The 18,326-nt window shown below is 36.4% G+C and carries 15 protein-coding genes; 4 read left to right on the top strand and 11 right to left on the bottom strand.

Going from position 1 to position 18,326, the window contains the following annotated elements; translation table 11 throughout:
• Window positions 1-51: 51 nt before the first annotated feature.
• From gadR to AC4PG0_RS07970, 4 genes are all read right to left on the bottom strand, one after another.
• The gene (gene gadR, locus AC4PG0_RS07985) at window positions 52-930 is read right to left on the bottom strand and encodes an acid resistance transcriptional regulator GadR (protein WP_033532825.1); all 879 of its coding nucleotides are present in this window, start codon (window positions 928-930) and stop codon (window positions 52-54) included.
• Window positions 931-998: 68 nt separating this feature from the next.
• The gene (locus AC4PG0_RS07980; protein WP_003769759.1) at window positions 999-1,694 is read right to left on the bottom strand and encodes a Crp/Fnr family transcriptional regulator; all 696 of its coding nucleotides are present in this window, start codon (window positions 1,692-1,694) and stop codon (window positions 999-1,001) included.
• A gap of 252 nt (window positions 1,695-1,946) precedes the next feature.
• The gene (locus tag AC4PG0_RS07975) at window positions 1,947-2,618 is read right to left on the bottom strand and encodes a cyclic nucleotide-binding domain-containing protein (RefSeq protein ID WP_003763477.1); all 672 of its coding nucleotides are present in this window, start codon (window positions 2,616-2,618) and stop codon (window positions 1,947-1,949) included.
• A gap of 64 nt (window positions 2,619-2,682) precedes the next feature.
• The gene (locus AC4PG0_RS07970) at window positions 2,683-3,300 is read right to left on the bottom strand and encodes an MBL fold metallo-hydrolase (protein WP_033532823.1); all 618 of its coding nucleotides are present in this window, start codon (window positions 3,298-3,300) and stop codon (window positions 2,683-2,685) included.
• A gap of 131 nt (window positions 3,301-3,431) precedes the next feature.
• On the opposite strand from AC4PG0_RS07970, the gene gloA reads away from it, so the two are divergent.
• Together gloA and AC4PG0_RS07960 are read left to right on the top strand one after the other, a co-directional pair.
• Window positions 3,432-3,821, top strand: coding sequence for a lactoylglutathione lyase (gene gloA / locus AC4PG0_RS07965; RefSeq protein WP_492167705.1), 390 nt, complete (start codon window positions 3,432-3,434; stop codon window positions 3,819-3,821).
• Window positions 3,822-3,846: 25 nt separating this feature from the next.
• On the top strand, window positions 3,847-4,005 hold the full coding sequence (locus tag AC4PG0_RS07960) for a hypothetical protein (protein ID WP_003763485.1): 159 nt from the start codon (window positions 3,847-3,849) through the stop codon (window positions 4,003-4,005).
• Window positions 4,006-4,049: 44 nt separating this feature from the next.
• Here the strand turns inward: AC4PG0_RS07960 and AC4PG0_RS07955 are convergent, their stop codons facing one another.
• From AC4PG0_RS07955 to AC4PG0_RS07930, 6 genes are all read right to left on the bottom strand, one after another.
• Window positions 4,050-4,979: a DUF561 domain-containing protein gene (locus AC4PG0_RS07955; RefSeq protein WP_492167706.1), complete on the bottom strand. Its 930-nt coding sequence runs from the start codon at window positions 4,977-4,979 to the stop codon at window positions 4,050-4,052.
• 21 nt (window positions 4,980-5,000) lie between these two features.
• Complete coding sequence (locus AC4PG0_RS07950; RefSeq protein ID WP_003739530.1) at window positions 5,001-6,224, bottom strand: L-lactate MFS transporter; 1,224 nt, start codon at window positions 6,222-6,224, stop codon at window positions 5,001-5,003.
• The gene (locus AC4PG0_RS07945) at window positions 6,221-7,804 is read right to left on the bottom strand and encodes an acyl CoA:acetate/3-ketoacid CoA transferase (RefSeq protein ID WP_045553940.1); all 1,584 of its coding nucleotides are present in this window, start codon (window positions 7,802-7,804) and stop codon (window positions 6,221-6,223) included. Before AC4PG0_RS07945 ends, AC4PG0_RS07950 begins: the two co-directional genes overlap by 4 nt.
• A gap of 229 nt (window positions 7,805-8,033) precedes the next feature.
• Entirely contained in the window at window positions 8,034-9,401 is a 1,368-nt protein-coding gene (locus AC4PG0_RS07940) for a sigma-54 interaction domain-containing protein (RefSeq protein WP_003763489.1), read from the bottom strand.
• Between the two features lie 105 nt (window positions 9,402-9,506).
• Entirely contained in the window at window positions 9,507-10,580 is a 1,074-nt protein-coding gene (locus AC4PG0_RS07935; protein ID WP_492167708.1) for a GGDEF domain-containing protein, read from the bottom strand.
• A gap of 177 nt (window positions 10,581-10,757) precedes the next feature.
• Window positions 10,758-11,519, bottom strand: a complete 762-nt coding sequence (locus tag AC4PG0_RS07930; protein ID WP_003763491.1) for an SDR family oxidoreductase — start codon at window positions 11,517-11,519, stop codon at window positions 10,758-10,760.
• 184 nt (window positions 11,520-11,703) lie between these two features.
• On the opposite strand from AC4PG0_RS07930, the gene AC4PG0_RS07925 reads away from it, so the two are divergent.
• The gene (locus tag AC4PG0_RS07925) at window positions 11,704-12,267 is read left to right on the top strand and encodes a TetR/AcrR family transcriptional regulator (protein ID WP_492167752.1); all 564 of its coding nucleotides are present in this window, start codon (window positions 11,704-11,706) and stop codon (window positions 12,265-12,267) included.
• Between the two features lie 105 nt (window positions 12,268-12,372).
• On the top strand, window positions 12,373-12,720 hold the full coding sequence (locus AC4PG0_RS07920) for a magnetosome magnetite crystal formation protein family (protein WP_003724594.1): 348 nt from the start codon (window positions 12,373-12,375) through the stop codon (window positions 12,718-12,720).
• Between the two features lie 45 nt (window positions 12,721-12,765).
• Here the strand turns inward: AC4PG0_RS07920 and AC4PG0_RS07915 are convergent, their stop codons facing one another.
• Window positions 12,766-18,186, bottom strand: coding sequence for a SpaA isopeptide-forming pilin-related protein (locus AC4PG0_RS07915; protein ID WP_492167709.1), 5,421 nt, complete (start codon window positions 18,184-18,186; stop codon window positions 12,766-12,768).
• Window positions 18,187-18,326: the final 140 nt, after the last annotated feature.

The raw sequence follows: 18,326 nt of genomic DNA, 5'->3' as shown, positions 1-18,326 counted from the left end.
GATAGTTACATCATACAAAACTACTGAAGGTAATTCTTCCTATTTTATTGCTTAATTATTCCCGTATATTGTCTTTCTGTATTTAAGAGGCGCTACCCCCATCGCTCTTTTGAAAGCATGGTGGAATGTTTTAACGCTACTAAATCCAGCAAGTTCAGCTACTTCGGTTACAGGGAACGCTTCATTTAACAACATCCATTTCGCTTTATTTAAACGGTAATCATTTAAAAAAGTCACAAACGTCATACCAGTATTTCGCTTGAAAAATTTCGTGAAATAATACGTACTAAATCCAGTATAATCCGCAACTTCTTGTAAGCTAACTGGTTCTTGATAATGTTTTTCTACATATGAAAAAATCTGATCTAGCTTTTGGAGTGTTTCTTTTGATTTAAGTACAGCTTGTTCGGAAATGACGCTATCAGGTTGCGTTTTTTTCTGTGGTATTTCACGGTAAATTAAACCAATAATCGCTAGCAGATCGGCTTTAAGTATATAATGTTTGCCCGGGGAATCATTACTCGATTCTAAATGGATATTTCTAATAAGCGATTGGACCTTCGCCGTCGTTTCTTCTGGCCATTCTCGGCTTAAATGAGCCATCTCCGTGAGCATTTCTCGAAGGGTGCCATTTTGTCCGTCCATTTGCATTTCTTCTTGAAATAGGCTTAAATCAAATTGAATAACAATACGCTCACTATTTGGTGAAGCTAAAAAATAATGTACATCTCCACCATTAATGATTTGAATTTCTCCTTCATTAAGTTGGATGGGCATATCATTTACTCCAAGGTTTAGGCTGCCTTTTAGTGCATAAATAATCTCAATTTCTTTATGCCAATGAGGATAAACAAGGACTTCTCCTTCATTAACAAAAGATCGAAACGGAAATGCTTTATTTAATTCTGGAATTTCCAAGTATTCACTCATTGCGGAACCCCTTTTTTCTTTCATTTTAGCATAAAAAAGAAGACAGCCGGTAGACTATCTTCTTTTATTTATAAAATTAAAGATTCATATGGAATTTCATTGAATAGTTTTTCTACATTGATAATTACAGGAATTTTAGTATTTAATAAATATCCTTCTTTTTTGAGTTCGCTAAGAGTTAGACTAAGATATTCTCTTGTGATTCCCATAAATTTAGATAAAAATGTAGTTGATAATTCTTGTGGTATTTGAATATTGTCACCGTTTGAAATGCCATATTCATAGCCAATCGCAGCAATCACGTGCTTGACGCGATCTTTTACTTTGAGTGTGTTAAGTAAACAGCGACGTTGCAGGATCATAATTTCTTTTTTAGATTGAAAAAGCATAAATTCTTCAATGCTCACATGTTTTTCCACCATAAAAATAAAAAAATCTCTATCAACTGCAGTAATCACACTAGAACTAGGCGATAATAATTTTGCGCTAATATTACGTTTTAAATCTGAGGACATAAAAGATGAAAAATTGCATACATCACCATGTTTCAGTAATTGATCGTATCCTATATAATCATCTATTTGTGTTCCTTTCATAACAATCCCTTTTTCAACAAAATAGATCCCTGTTACAAAATCAACATCAAACAGCTCGTTTTTAGAAAGCTTAATACTCATACTATGTTTAGCAAAATCTCCAGACTTCTTACAAAAATGAAGCGGATTGGTCAAGATTTCATGTTGTCTTTTTTCTAATGTGTTCATTGCAAATTCCTCCTCTAAAGTATAATATCACAGAATGAAAACACCCTAGAGAAGGCTTAAACCAAATAAAATAACGTTATTATCAAAAAACAAGATTTTTTTTACTATTACGCATTAAAAATAAACATTTTTTAGGCGAAAAACAGCCAAATAAGTACTTTTTGTGACAGTTTTTCTCACGTTTTTTTAGATGTTTTTTTAAATTTCCCACCTTTTATGCACAGAAAATCAATAAATATTAAGTTTTATAAATTATAGTTCATCGATTTTTTTTATTACCCACGGTTTATGGCTATCGTCTAAAATTCCTTCTTTTCTTAGTTTGAGTACGATAATATTCGTGTACTCTCTTGTCGTATTTGCGTATTGAGCCAAAATAGAATTATTAATTTCATCTGGCAAAATAAAATCTTTATCTTTTGTTACTCGTCCCATGTACAAACCAATTTCTTTCAGACAAGCTCTAATGCGAAGTTCTTTTTTCATAAAAGTACGTTTGCTCGCTTTAAAATAAACTTTTCTTGTATAAAGTAAATTCGATAATAAAAATTTAGCTTTTTGATTATTTTCGTCTAACACTCGTCCTACAAAATCAGGATCAAGCACCCAGCAACGAACTTGCGTTAAACACCGTAAAAAAGCGTCTTCCGGTTCCTCTTTGATTAGCGGAATTAAATTGATGGCAATCTCACCACCAACAAAACTAATAATGCCAAAGTCGCCATATTCATTTTTGAGACAATAGGCAAAATATCCACTTTCAACTAAGTAAATCTTGAAGTTTTTGTTGTCGTTCATTTTGATTTCTTTGCCTCTTGGGAAAATTTCTTGGTAGCAATATTCATGAAAGTCTATATCTTTTTTTAGTAATTGGAGTAGGGCTTTAGTTGTTGTATCTTTGAAAATTTCTTCATCTGAATGCATGTTCTAACATCCTCTCTATTAAATTACAAAAAAACTGCAGACTAGGTGCTTCTGCAAGTTCTTTTTAGTTGAAATATGGGTTTGTTTTCTTTTCATGACCGATTGTAGTTGCATCTCCGTGTCCTGAATATGCTGGCAAATCATCTGGCAGTACAAATAACTCTGTTTTAATACTATTGATTAACGTGTCAAAGTCACCTGTATATAAGTCAGTTCGGCCAATGCTTCCTTTGAAGAGCGCGTCCCCAACCACTGCAAAATCATCGAAAATAAAACTTACGCTACCGATAGAATGTCCCGGTGTTGGCACCACTTTAAAACGAAAACCTTCTATATTATAGTCACCTAATGTAAATTCGTATTCAGCAGGTTGTGCAACAATTGCTTTTCCCGCGATATGCGCAGATAGGTTTAAATCTGGATTTGAAAGCCATTCTTGTTCTAATGGGCTAACATATACCGGAATTTGATAAGTCGAGCGAATTTCTTCTAAAGCGCCAATATGATCATAATGACAATGCGTCAGTAAAACAGCAATTGGTTTCACTCCCAAACTAGCAATTTCCGCTTCAATTTTATTAGCTTCATCGCCCGGATCAACAATTAAAGCTAAATTATCTTGATAAATGATATAACAATTTTCTTGGATTATTCCTGTCATAATTCGTTTGATTTTTGTCATTTCACTTCCGCCTTTCTTCACATTCATCATTATACCGAAAAACTGGCTTTACTTCCATCAATATTCCTTGTTTGTATTCACTTCCGAGATATACTACAATGAAGAAAGAAGTTTAAAAGGAGGAAGAAAAAATGACTGCAAAAATGTTACATACGTGTATCCGCGTAAAAAATCTGACTGAATCCATTGCTTTTTATGAAAAAGCATTAGGGTTAAAAGAAGTTAGTCGTAAAGATTTCCCTGATTTCGAATTTACTTTAGTTTATATGGCGTTTGAAGAAGGCGGTTTTGAACTAGAATTAACTTACAACTATGATCAAAAAGAAGCTTACGATTTAGGAAACGGCTATGGTCATTTAGCTGTTGGTGTTCCTGATGTACGTGCTTTACTTGAGGAACATAAAGAAGCTGGCTACACTGTCACAGACTTAAAAGGACTTCCAGGTGAAGATCCATTCTATTACTTCTTAACAGATCCAGATGGTTATAAAACAGAAATCATTCAAGATGGCGCTTTATAATTAGGAAGAGAACTGGAGACTTCTAATGATAAAATATTTCATAATTATTTTAATTGCATTAGCCATCAATGGGATTAGTTTTCTATTCCATAATGATGTAGCTAATCTTATCGCTGTTATCATTACAGCAGTATTGCTCGTTTATTTAATGGTAGATTTAACCAAAATGTATCGACGCAAATGAAAAAGGGCCAGCAAAATCTAATAGATTCTGCTGGCTCTTTTTTATTATTGAATGACTAGGTTACTTGCGACTTGTTTTGACTCTTTCATCAGGTTTTCGATAATATCACTTGTGGAACGAATTTCAGTTAACATTCCACAAATTTGCCCAGCCATAACGGAACCATTTTCAACGTCACCTTCATGGACTGCTTTTCTAAGAGAGCCAAGTGTTAATTCTTCTAACTTATCTCTAGAAGCATTTTCGTTTTCTAGTTCTACATATTTCTTAATCATTGGGTTTTTAATACTTCTAACTGGCGCACCATTTCGGCGGCCTGTTACAGTTGTGCTCGTATCAGTGGCATCAAGTACGGCTTGTTTGAAGCTAGCAGGAACCGGACATTCCTCAGCAACAAGGAAAAGTGTACCGATTTGGACACCGCTTGCACCTAATGCATAAACTGCTGCCATTCCGTGGCCATCTGCAATACCACCTGCTGCAATGACGGGGATATTTACTGCTGAAACGACTTGACGAACTAGCGCCATCGTTGTTGTTTCACCAACATGCCCTCCTGCTTCTGTACCTTCTGCAACAACTGCATCGACACCGATTTCTTCCATTTTTTGTGCAATTTTTACAGACGGGATAACGGCGATAACTTTAATTCCAGCTGCTTTAAATTTTTCCATAAATGGTTTAGGTGTTCCTGCCCCAGTTGTAACAACGCGCACATCTTCTTCAATAATGACATCGACAAGTTCTAGACAATTTGGCATCATCAGCATGATATTTACAGCGAACGGTTTCGTTGTTTTTTCTTTACAAAGGCGAATTTGTTCTCGTAACGTGTCTGCTGACATTCCACCTGATGCGATAATTCCTAGCCCACCTGCATTTGATACCGCGGAAGCTAATTCATATGTGGCAATTTGTGCCATTGCCCCTTGTAAAATTGGATATTTGATTTGTAGCATTTCAGTTAAACTCATTTTCTTTTCTCCTCTCTATTTTTACGCTAATTCTTTCGTTGGTTGTTTTTTCTCACGTAATTTATAAACAATATTAATACAAAGTCCTACAGCAGCAAGTGCAATAGCTATATAGAAAGCTTGTGTGAAGTCGCCACCGTTTTGACCGGCAATTTGTGCTGCCATTTTTGGTGCAAAGAAGGCTGCTGTGGAATAACCAATGAAGACGATTCCGTAGTTGACGCCTTGATTTTTCGGACCGTAATTTTCCATAACGATAGATGGGAAAACGCCCATTGTCCCGCCAAAGCAAAGTCCAAGTCCAATGATTCCGATAACAAACCCAACAACCGATTGAAGCGTTGCAAGTGCTAGTAAAGATAAAGCAATAACTGTATAGATAATCATTAATGTATTAGATCTACCTAGACGGTCAGATACAGCGCCCCAAACTACTCGACCTAAACAGTTGCTTAGTGAATAAATACTAACGTAAGCAGCAGCCGATGCAGCCGTTAAGCCAAACATATTTTGACCAATTAAAGATGCATTAGAAGCAATCATCAGACCTGAGAATGCGCCAATGCCTAGCATTAAAAGAATCAGATAAAAAGTAACTGTTCGAACCATTCCCGTCCAAGGTACATTTACCATACCAGCTGCATTTCCAGCAGGTGGTGTCCAGCCTTTTGGTGCATAGCCAGCTGGTGCGACGCGAATAAGGAAACTACATCCAATGACAACTGCGATATAAACAGCTCCCATAATTTTAAATGCTGTCATTACGTTATATGTTTCAATTAAGTGGTTCGCAATCGGTGCAGCAATAATTGTCGCTCCACCCATTCCTGCAGTAATAAGTCCAGAAGCAAGACCACGTTTATCTGGGAAAAGACGAATCGTGTTACTAAGACAACCTGAATACGCAAAACCTTGTCCAAGCCCAGCAAGAACACCATAAGACAAGTAAAGCATCGTCGTTGAAGTAGCAAAACCTGTCAGTGCAAAACCAAGCCCAAAGAGGATTCCCCCAATTAAAATGGCCCATTTTGCTTTCCCTTTATCCGTTAAAATTCCACCTAAAATAGTTGGAATCGGCCCAATCGCCGCATTAATTGTAAATGCCATCATAACCTGTGGAATTGTCCAACCATGAGCAGCACTAAGCGGTCCAGCAAAAACACTAAATGCATATACCGCACCGGTACAAAGCAGAACACCAACAGAGCCAATCAAGACTCCCCAACGGTTTATTTCTTTTGTCATATAGATACTCCCTCTCTTGTTTGTTTTTCAATAATAGCTTTTAAGCCACCCCATTGTTCGCTAAACATACCACTATCCATTACTTTTAAATCACTCGCAATAACGGGTTCGAATTCCATTTGTCCAAGAATATCTTTTTCTAAATCAACGCCTGGTGCGATTTCTGTTAGAACCATTTTGCCATTTTCTAAACGGAATACAGCTCGTTCTGTCACATAGAGAATTGTTTGGTCGGTCGTTGAAGCATATTCACCACTAAATGTGATTTGTTGAACTTGTTTGATAAACTTTTTAGCTTTTCCTTCTTGTAAAATCTCTAGTTTGCCGTCAGCTACACGCGTCTTTAATCCACCTGCTGTAAAAGTTCCGGCAAAAATTAATTTTTTCGCTGATTGGGAGATATTAATAAATCCACCACAGCCAGCAACTCTTGAGCCAAATTTGCTGACATTCACATTACCAGATTCGTCGGTTTGCGCCAAACCAAGTACGGATAAATCAAGTCCGCCACCATCGTAAAAATCGAACTGCGAATGATGATCGACAATAGCTTCACTGTTATACGCATGACCGAAATCTGCTAAACCAGCTGGAACACCGCCAACAGATCCTGCTTCGGTTGTTAGTATTAATTGGTCACTCACGCCTTCTTCCGCTGCAACAGTAGAAACGTTTACTGGAATTCCTACACCTAAATTTAGAATGGTTTGTGGTTCTAGTTCTGCTGCAGAACGACGCGCAATCACTTTACGGTCATCTAACGCAAGTGGCTCAATATCGCCAAGAGGAACTTGAATGTGTCCAGAGAAAGCTGGATTATACTGTGTATTTTCAGTTTGGAAATGATTTTCTGGTTCTGAAATAACAATATGATCAACTAAAATTCCTGGAACTCTTACATCTTTAGGATTAAGCGATCCTTTTTTCGCAACAGATTCTACTTGAGCGATAACAATTCCGCCTGAATTTCGAACAGCCTGCGCAATTGGCAAGACTTCCATATGTAAGCCTTCTTTTTCTAAAGTTAAGTTCCCAAATTCATCTGCCACAGTTCCGCGAATGAGTGCAACTTGAATTGGGAAACTTGGATAAAATAGCCATTCTTCGTCGTGAATCGTCAATAGCTCTACTAAGTTATCTTTAGAACTCGCGGACATTTTTGCCCCTTCAATACGCGGGTCTACAAATGTTCCCATACCAATTTTTGTAATAACGCCTGGTCGCTTAGCTGCGATTTCCCGGTAAAGTTGCGTAATTACACCTTGTGGTAAATTGTATGCTTCACATTTGTCTTCTTCAATTAGTTTCGCCATTTTAGGAGAAGCAATCGCAATTCCGCCAATCCAGCGTTTAATTAATCCTTCATGTCCCCAGTGACTCATTCCTTTTTCCCTGCGATCACCAAGCGCACTAGCATGCATAACGGTTAGATTACGCGGAGCCCCTTCTTCTAAAAAACGCTTTTCAACCGCGATAGCCATTTCTTCATTAACACAAGCTAAACCGAAACCACTAAAAGCTACAGTATCGCCATCTTTTATTAATTTTGCTGCTTCACTTGCTTTTATTACTTTTGACAAATTCCTCACTCCTTATTGTTCAATTATTCACATATATTTGTAATGATACGCACTTACTTATAAAGCAACTTTCATGCCAACATTTAAAATGGCTTTATATCAACCTTTTTAAATTTAAGCATTATTAATCGTCGCAAAAAAGCGACATAAAAATTAGCACTGTTACAAAAAATAGTCGCGAAAATGCAACAAAAAAACCTAATCGACATATCTGATTAGGTTTTCTAAATTAATGAAGTGTTTTTAGTTTTCGATATAAAACAGAGCGGTGAATCCCAAGCACACTAGCCGCTTTTGTCACGTTTCCATCACTTTCTTCGAGCACTCGCAATATAAAGTGTTTTTCCACGTCTTGTAAATAATCTTTTAAATGAAGTGATTCTTTTTTCGTTTGCTCTTTAAAATGTAAGTCTAGCGCAAAATCATCTGTTTCAGAAACTGTCACTTCTTTATTACCAGACATAACAACTAAGCGTTCAATCTGGTTTCTAAGTTCACGTACATTTCCTGGCCAGTTATGAGAAAGTAATTCTTTCGTTTTATCGCCGCTTAATTGAAAATCTTTTTGATACTTTTGATTAAATTTTTGAATGAACTGACGTGCAAGGCCAATAATATCTTGCGGTCGCTCTCTAAGTGCTGGAATATGAACCGGCACTACATTAATACGATAATATAAATCACGCCTAAACGTTCCTTTTTCAACCATTTCGCCAAGGTTTCGATTTGTCGCTGAAATAAGTCTAAAGCGCCGTTTCGTCTCAGTTGTTGAGCCCAGTCTTCTTACCTCGCCAGTTTCAAGCACTCGGAGCATTTTCGCTTGAAGCTCTAACGGCATTTCAGAAATTTCATCTAAAAATAGTGTGCCGCCATCAGCTAGCTCAAGCATCCCGGGTTTTTCAATATCCGCACCGGTAAATGAGCCTTTTTCATGTCCGAAAAGCTCAGATTCAAATAATGCTTTAGGGATTGCCGCACAGTTGATCGAGATAAATGGTCCAGCAGCTTGTTCACTTTTTTCATGAATATAGCGCGATAAGACTTCTTTACCAGTACCGGACTCCCCGTATAATAAGACTTTACTGTCAAACGGGGCTATTTGATTGCATACTCGAACTATCTGTTTCATCGCGACGCTCTCCGCTACTATCACGGTGCCATCATTTTCTTTATAATCTTCAAGAAGAAGTGACTCTTTATTGCCCGAAATTGCCTCACCACGCCATGTTTTAAAACTATCTGGTTGTGTTTCATCTGACATCGTAACAACTAAATGCACGGTGCCATCTGGATAGAGAATTGGCGTAGAAGTCGAACGAATACTAAAACCTTTCTTCGTATTGATAACTTTTGTTTTCTTTTGTTTGGTTCGGATTGCTTCTAGCGTGACAGAATCATTGTACACACCGTCTTCCACTAAGTCCCTTACATTACAACGAAGTAATTCTTCAAGCGACATTCCGACCGTAAGCGCAGTGAATTTATTAGAAATTAAAATATTACCGTCTGCATCTGTGACAAAAAGCGTCGTCGGCATGTCCTTATTTAATTCACCAAATGACTGTACTCCCAGCAAGTTATCCATTAAGTCAAACATTAAAAGCTCATCCTTTTGGACTAGTTTCCTAGTTATTTGCTCATCATTACACAATCTATTATAACATAAGACGTCTGCTAGAAGTACTCGTTTTTTTGCGACAAGCTAATTTCCATCTGCAATACAAACACGATTTCGTCCGGTTAATTTTGCTTTATACAGGGCTTCATCGGCAGATTTAAACAAACCTTCACTTGTATTAGCACCATCTTTACTACTGCTAACACCAACTGAAATCGTAATTTTCACTAGTTCTCCACTAGGTATCATAAAATCGTGCTCTTCCGTTTCTTTTCGCACTTGTTCAGCAAAAAAATTACCTTTTTCAATCGGACAATCTAATAAGACAATAGAAAATTCTTCCCCGCCGTTTCTAAATGCCTCAGAACCATCTGATGTGTTTCGTTTTAAAATAATAGCTAATTGTTTCAAAATGGCATCACCAGCATCATGCCCATATGTATCGTTAATATTTTTAAAGTAATCTATATCAATTAACATTAATGTCACTTGTCTACTTCCGGCGTCCATCACATGGTTGATTTTTTCATCAAATTGCCTTACATTCGATAACCGCGTCAGATAATCGAGCGTAGAGTCTTGTTCGTATTTTTGAAACAATTGCTTTGATTTAATCATATTCTTCATTAAACCTGCGGAAACAGCGCCAATTACAAGCGCGATAGATACAAATGTAAACATATTAACCCAGAAGTCTGGCTCTTTTGCTAAAATCAAATGTAAGTTAACGACTACAAAACCGCACGCAATAATATTCAAAATAAAAACGCCCCAAATATTATATTTTTCTAAGCGTTTGCTAAAAAGAGCTGTTATAATGCCAATCAACATCATGATTACACCAGCCATCACTGCTGCAGAATTCACTGAAATTAAAAAGCGTGAAGTTGTAATAATGATCGCCGAAACAATTGCCGGAATGGGCCCGCCGTAAAAGCCCACCATAATAATAGGAATATGACGCAAATCAACAATTACATTATTTGAAATCGGTATCCCAAAAATCATTAGTGCAAATCCTAGCAGCCCTGCCCATACACCTATCACCATTTTTCTATTTATCGATAATTCTTTCGTAATTGGCTCTTTATAGACTAAAGAAATAATATAAAATCCTGCGAGTAATATCGCTGCATTACTTACCAACTGTTCAACCAAAAAGCATCCCCGCCTTTCACTTTGTTATTTAATACCCCATTATGCTCACAACTATTCATTCTCTCTATACAAAGAAACAACCCCTAAATGCGAAGTTGTTAAAAAATATCCATCTTTCTATTTTCTCATAAAAAATCCGCAAAAGAAAATAATTCTCTCATGCGGATTTGTTATTTCTTAGTAAGCTGTCCAACCAGCGTCTGCTGTAATTACCGTTCCGTTTACAAAACTAGCATCATCCGAAGCTAAAAATAAAGCTACTTTGGCGATTTCAGAAGCATCACCAGCGCGAGGGTTTGTTCCCATTCCAATCATAGCTCGTTCTTGCCCAAATTGATCTGGAGCATAAATAGTAGTACCTATATTTGTATTTACAGCTCCAGGTGCTATAGCATTACAGCGAATATTTTTATTAGCATACTGGAAACCAACATTTTTTGTAAAACCAACGACAGCATGTTTAGAAGCTGTATACGCTGCCCCTGCTCTTGAACCAAACAATCCTCCAGCAGATGCGATATTAACGATAACTCCCTGTCCTTTTTCTTCAAAGATATGAAGTGCTTTTCTAGTTGCTCGCATTACTCCAGTTGTATTTATCGCAAACACTTTATCCCAAAGCTCATCTGTTAATTCGCCGGCTGGGACAAAATTATCCATGATGCCCGCATTGTTTACTAAAATATCTAACGTTCCGTATGTCTCAGTAGCTTTGTTAATCATGCTTTCAATATCATCTTGTTTCGTGACATTCGCAACAACCGCAAGTGCTGTCCCTTGTTCTTCTTCAATTAATGCTACTGTTTTTTGTGCCGCTTCTAAATTTAAATCCGCAACAACAACCTTCGCCCCTTCTTTCGCAAAAAGAACCGCAATTTGTTGCCCCATTCCAGAAGCTGCCCCTGTTACAACTGCTACTTTTCCAGCTAATTTCCCCATTATTACTTCCTCCTTCACTTTTGATACGCTAAAAAGGATAAAATTTCACTCCTTCTTATTTCAATTATAGCCCCGATATAAAGCGCTTTCAATATGTAAAGAAAGCCTGTTTTGTTGATTAAGCAACACTTTTGCGTTATATGTATAGTAATAGGAAATTTTTCTCGGATGGGAGTTTCAAATGATGGATAGAAGGATTAAAAAAACAAAGCAAGCCTTAAACCAAGTTTTATTTACTCTTCTTGATGAAAGACCTTTTCAACAGATTACGATTACGGATATTGTTACAGTAGCAGATGTTAACCGAGGCACGTTCTATAAACATTACCGTGACAAAGAAGAACTTTTAGATAGCATCATTGATGAAGTGCTGGCTGATTTACAAAAAGCGTATCAAGACCCGTATACACATAAGACGCCTTTTTCCATTCAAACACTTACACCTTCCATGATAAAAATTTTTGATCATGTTTATGGTCATCAAGCTTTTTATACACAAGTTATAAAATCTACAATCCGTCCCAGTTTTCAAAATCAAGTTTGTGACGTTATTCGAGAACTGATTTTGAATGACTTTGATTATTCAGCTGATAGTTCGAGTATAGAGCCCATGTTACTTGCGTCTTATCAAGCGCATGCGATTTTCGGCATGATTGTTTTTTGGGCCGAAGAAAATTTTGCTCATTCGCCGGCGTTTATGTCAGAGCAACTTCTTCATATTATTCAGGCTAAAAACAAAGTCGTATAATTCTTACATATTTGTTATATTATTTTCCTTCTTTGTAACTTGAAACGAGGGCTTCATAATCCTAGCCTTGCTATAATAAAGACATCTTAGAAAGGTGTGTTGATTATGAATGATCATCGTATTTTAAATGCTTTAAGTTATTTTAGTATCCTCTTTGCACCAGTTATTGTGCCAGTATTGATTTGGATTTTTGCTAAATCAGAGGATGTTACTCATCATGCTAAAGTTGCATTACTAACTCACATTATTCCGACTATCGCTGGTGTTCTATGTTTCTCCAGTGTTTTCGTTACAGCTTTGACAAACGGCGGCTTACTCGCAAATGTATCATTTTTCGTTACCGGTAGCTTATTTATATTTACACTAATAGCTATTGTTGGATTGTTTATCTTTAATATTGTTCGAGGTATTCAAATGCTTTTAACGAAAAATGAAGAAGATGCTTGGATTTAAATGAAAAAGCTATCCTAAATTTCTTAGGATAGCTTTTTTATTGTTTTATTTGTTTACTTTTTTTGATTTTCTTAGTAAGAAAAATCCAAGTGCACTAGCGAATAATCCTGTAATGATTAGATTAGCTAGTGAATTATCTCCTGTTGAAGGGAGACTTTGTGCTTTTTTCACTGTAGCTGGTTTTGAAGGGTTTACTGTTGGTTTTACTGGTTTAGTTGGTTTAGAAGGTTTAATTGGTTTAGTAGGATCAACAACGAGTGATGATTTATTTTTCTCATATACAAAGGTTACTTTTTGATCTGCTTCTTTGTATAGGCCAACTTTATTCGTAGGATCTTTCGTTAGTTTATAACCTGCGATGGATTTCGCTTTGGTTACATATTCCTCCCCGACTATACCTGTATGAATCTCTTGTTCTGCTAATACATTTCCTTTTGTATCAACAAATTCAGCTATTACCTTGCCGCTTACAACAGTTTTAATATTTGTTTTAGTTACTTGAAGCACTTGATTTTGATCAAAATCGATTTTCACATCGACTGGAACGGTATCTAATTCATAACCTTTTGGTGCTTTCGTTTCAATTAATTGATAATCACCAGGGGCTAAATTAGTTATTTCCAGTTTACCAGAAGCATCTGTTGTTAGATTTTCTGTGACGTTATTATCTGCGTCTACTAATTTGAATGTTGCGTCTGCAAGAGGGGCTTTTGTTTGCCCATCAGTTTTAGTTAACACAACTGATCCAGTAGACATTTTATTCGTTTTAGTCACTTGAACTGCATCTTTTTGGTTAAATTCAATGGTGAATTCAACTGGTGTTGCATCAAGCTCATAACCTGTTGGTGCTTTTGTTTCTACTAATTGGTAGTCGCCTGGTGCTAAGTTATCAATTTGCAACTGACCATTTGCTTCTGTCACTACCTTATCTTTCAAACTGACACCAAGTTTTGTTTGTAATTCAAACTCTGCCCCAGCTAAATTACTTTTTGATTTACTATCTAGTTTAGTAAGAACTACACTACCAGTTTTCGCAACATTTTCTTTCGTTACTTTGACTGCAGTCGCTTGGTTAAATTCGATAGTAAATGTAACTGGTGTAGCATCTAATTCGTAGCCTGTTGGTGCTTTTGTTTCTACAAACTTGTAATCGCCTGGTGCTAAATCAGCTACTTCTATCTCACCACTTGCATTCGTAGTAAGATTATCTTTTACTTTAGTTCCAGTAGCAGTTTGTAGTTCAAATTCCGCATCAGATAGCGCTGCTTTTGTTACGCTGTCTTGTTTTGTTAGAACTACGCTACCAGCTTTGGCTGTGTTTTCTTTTGTTACATCTACTACTGATGTTTGGTTGAACTCCACTTTGAATTTCGTTGGTGTTGTATCTAACACATAGCCTGCCGCAGCTTTTGTTTCTACAAATTGATAATCCCCTGGTGCTAAATCGTTTACTTCGATTTTACCGTCAACATCTGTTACTAAGTTTTCGGATACTTTAGTTCCGTCTGCTTTTTGTAATTCAAATTCTGCTCCGGCTATCGTAGCTTTTGTTGCGCTGTCTTGTTTTGTTAGAACTACGCTACCAGCTTTGGCTGTGTTTTCTTTTGTTACAACTGCTGCTTTATCTTGGTTAAATTCAATTGTGAATTCGCTTGGTGTTGAATCTAATACATAGCCTGCCGCAGCTTTTGTTTCTACAAATTGATAATCCCCTGGTGCTAAATCATTTACTTCGATTTTACCGTCAGCATCTGTTACTAAGTTTTCGGATACTTTAGTTCCGTCTGCTTTTTGTAATTCAAATTCTGCTCCGGCTATCGTAGCTTTTGTTGCGCTGTCTTGTTTTGTTAGAACTACGCTGCCAGCTTTGGCTGTGTTTTCTTTTGTTACAACTACTGCCGCTGTTTGGTTGAATTCCACCGTGAATTTCGTTGGTGTTGCATCAAGTACATAGCCTGTTGGTGCTTTCGTTTCTACAAATTGATAATCCCCTGGTGCTAAATCGTTTACTTCGATTTTACCGTCTGCGTCTGTTACTAAGTTTTCGGATACTTTAGTTCCGTCTGCTGTTTGCAATTCGAATTCTGCGCCAGAGATAGCATCTTTTGTTACACTATCTTCTTTTTGCAGAACCGCGCTACCAGTTTGTTCTGTGTTTTCAATTGTAACGCTCGTCGCTACATCAGCAGTAATCGTGATTTCTTTACCATCTTTGTATTCATCACTAATTGTATATCCTGTTGGCGCTGCTGTTTCAACTAGTTTATATTTTCCTGATTGAAGGCCGTCCATGACGATTTTCCCTTCTGAATCAGTTGTTGCTTCTTGCCCAGCTTTATCTCCTTCAGGCGTGTAAAGTTGGAATTTAGCTCCTGTTAGTTTTTTCGTATTATCTTTTTTATCAACTTTGGTAATTTCAAGTGAACCAATTGTCGCCGTCCCGCTGCCACTACCAATGGTGAAGGCTGGAGAAATATTCGTTGTTCTAGATTTGTATGACATTGGGAGACTACCATAGTCAGGTGATGCTGTTGTAGCCGTGTTACTAATCAAACCTGACATCAAACTAACTGTACTATAGGTTACTTTGATTGGGTCTGTTGCTTTGTAATCTTTAAACTGGATGGTGAAATCTTTATCTGTAAACGTTATATCATAGTATTTTGAGTCAATATCGTCCCCAGTTGTTTCATTAATTACTCTAAAACTACTTTTTACAACTTGCGCTCCTGTTGTTCCGTTTTTCATCGTATCAGTAATTGTTGGGTTATTAATAGGACGATCTTTTGAAATATTATTAAGTGTTACAGTCCAGTTAACTTTATTATTATAAGTTGAATCAATGGAAGCTGTTTTTGTCATCGCATTGAAAACTTTACTCGCATAGGCTTGATAAGAATATGTGTGCTTATCTGTACCATTATCAGTAACTTCTGCTATATTCGTCACATATTTATAGAAATACCAATTTTCATCTGGTTTTGTACTATATTTAATAAATACACGAGTGTTGTCTAAATTGGCAAATTCTAAATGTATTTTATTGCCAGTTGTATCTACTTTGGTTGGATAATTTTTATCCCCTGCTTTGGCCAATGTCCCAGTAGAATTAAGTGGAATTTGTAAACTCATCATTTCAGTTGATGACTCCACATTACGATATTGTAAAGAGCCTTCTACATATGTTAATCCAGTCGGGATTGTGTCATCAAAAATCAAGTTATCGTAGCTTTTCGCCATCGCATTTGCAGAAACAATCCAATCTATATTTCCTGTTGTTGAATTGTACGCACCGTATTTCCCACCATTTGTCATCATTTTCGCATCTGGTGTAGCTGAAGCAGTTATTTCTTCCACATATTTGATAGTTCCCCCATCATAGTAAGAGATAAACGCTTTATTATCAATCGTCTTCGTCACATCAGACAAATCAATATTAGTAACAATATCTACTACAATTTTTTTATCTGTAGAAGCATAATCACCAATTAATTGTATATAAAACCCTGCTGGAGTGACATTCTCATTAATAGTAAAGTCTTTTCCTTCTGTTAATACTACGCTAGTGAAATTATCTGTATAAGCACGAACAGTATAGCTTTTCAGGCTTTTTATACCTGTAGAAAATTTATCTGTAATGTTAAGATTATCCATTTTAATTTTGTCTGAATTAGCAGTGATTTTCCAACTCATTGTATTATTGAAGTAATCAATGCTTCCTGCTTCTTTTTTCAGCAAATCAGGTTGAATAGCAATGGTTGCATCAGCTGAAACGCCATTTTCATCCGTAATTTCATTTTTAATTTTACGATCTTTAAAATCAGTTATTTTAGTAGAATAAGTGATTTGATATGCGTTTGTATTAGTGTTTTTATACGTTAAATTAAAATTCCCATTATTTGAGATTGTTGATGTTGTCCAGTCGCTTGATGCATCACTACCAATAATTGGCACACCAGTTGTCGTATTAAATGTTACGCGTTTGATTTTGAGTGAATCTGCAACATACTCTACATCATTATCTGCTAACACATCGGTAAGTACAGTAGTAGGAGAAATTTCATCTTGGTCATAGTTGAAATTAATTACCCAATCAATACTTTGTGTCGTACCATTATAAGTAGCTTTTTTCTCCAAATGTTTGTAATTGGTCATCGCTAAATAGACATAAGAAGAATTAGTTGATAGTATACCAGAATCTCCAACCGTGTAAGCTTGGGTAGACATGTACGAAAGTGAATCACTTGGTTTATTGATTGTGCGGTCATATGTTACTTGGTAGCCTTTCCCAGCAAGCCCACCATTAAGCGAAACTACTAAAGCTGTCGAAGAATATGTCAATGTATAATCTGTTCCTTCAACAAGTAATTTTTTCGTACCAATGAAGGTTCCCCCAGCACTAACATCACTCGAATATACTTTGATGGTATCTTTATCAATAGTTGTTGTTCCACCAGAAGCATAATCATTAAGTTTCAGCTCACCCTTAGCATCTTTTTCTTTTGTTAAGTTGAACTTGGCATCAACTTGTCCTTTTGTTGGATTAACAACTCCTGGATTTGCTGTAACAGATACTGTAGTTGGGTACGTAACAACTGGAACTACTTCGATTTGATAAACAGTATCTTTCCCAGCTGTCTTGAAAACAACTTCTTGTATTGTTTCTTCTGTTGATGTAAATACTTTGAAGGCTGTACTGATATTCACATCATAATCGCCTTCTTGAATTCCATCTTTTAAGAAAGTAATCGTAAGTTCACGCGTTTTAACGTCAAGTGTCCATTCTGCTTCTGTGGAAGGTAAGAAGTTCCCACTTAGGTTTTTATTCCCAAAGTTGAAAGCATCTGGTAAAACGGTTGTAAACGTATCCCCCGCTTTATAATTTTTTCCAGAGAATGCAAAATTCATGTTAAGCACAACACCGCTACCATTTTGAATCCGGTCTGAAGTGTTGATTTCATCGCCATTACCATCTTTTAGCGTTACTTTGTTAAAAATATTGTCTGTAATGGCTGCTTTTAGATTTGCATTTTGTGTTGCTTTTTTAACCGGTGTTGGTGTTGCTGCTTCTTTCGTTGTTTCTTCTTGCTCTTTTGCTGAAACCGAAGTAATCACTTCTTCTTTTTCTGCTAAAGTTACACTGTATTCTTTTTCATCTAGTGTGTAACCTTTTGGCGCAACTTTTTCTTTAACAAGATAGTCACCAGGTAAAAGTGAATCCATAGTCGTCTCACCATTTGCGCTGATTGTTAAATTGTTTGTTTTGCCCGTTTCTTTATTCTTTATTTCAAAGGTAGAACCGTTGATTTTTTCTTTTGTATCTTTATCTTCTTTGGTAATTTTTAATGTTGTTTTTGCTGTTTCATCGTCTGTCATTGTAGCTAGTACAGGTGAAACGTTTTGGAATACTAGCAAGCCAATAACCATTGCAATAACTAGTTTTTTCCATTGTCTGATATTTTTCACTGCGTTTTGTCCTCCTATAATCTATTTCTAACTGTTGTTAAATCCCTTATAGACTTGTTGAATTGTAACAAACAAATGCACCCAATAATCACTTTTTGCGAAAATATAAAATAATATGTGTCTTTTTAGTGAACAAAACT

The sequence above is a fragment of the Listeria sp. MAN/IMW/UF464 genome, assembly GCF_058683955.1.
This window is presented reverse-complemented; position numbering and strand designations above follow the sequence as displayed.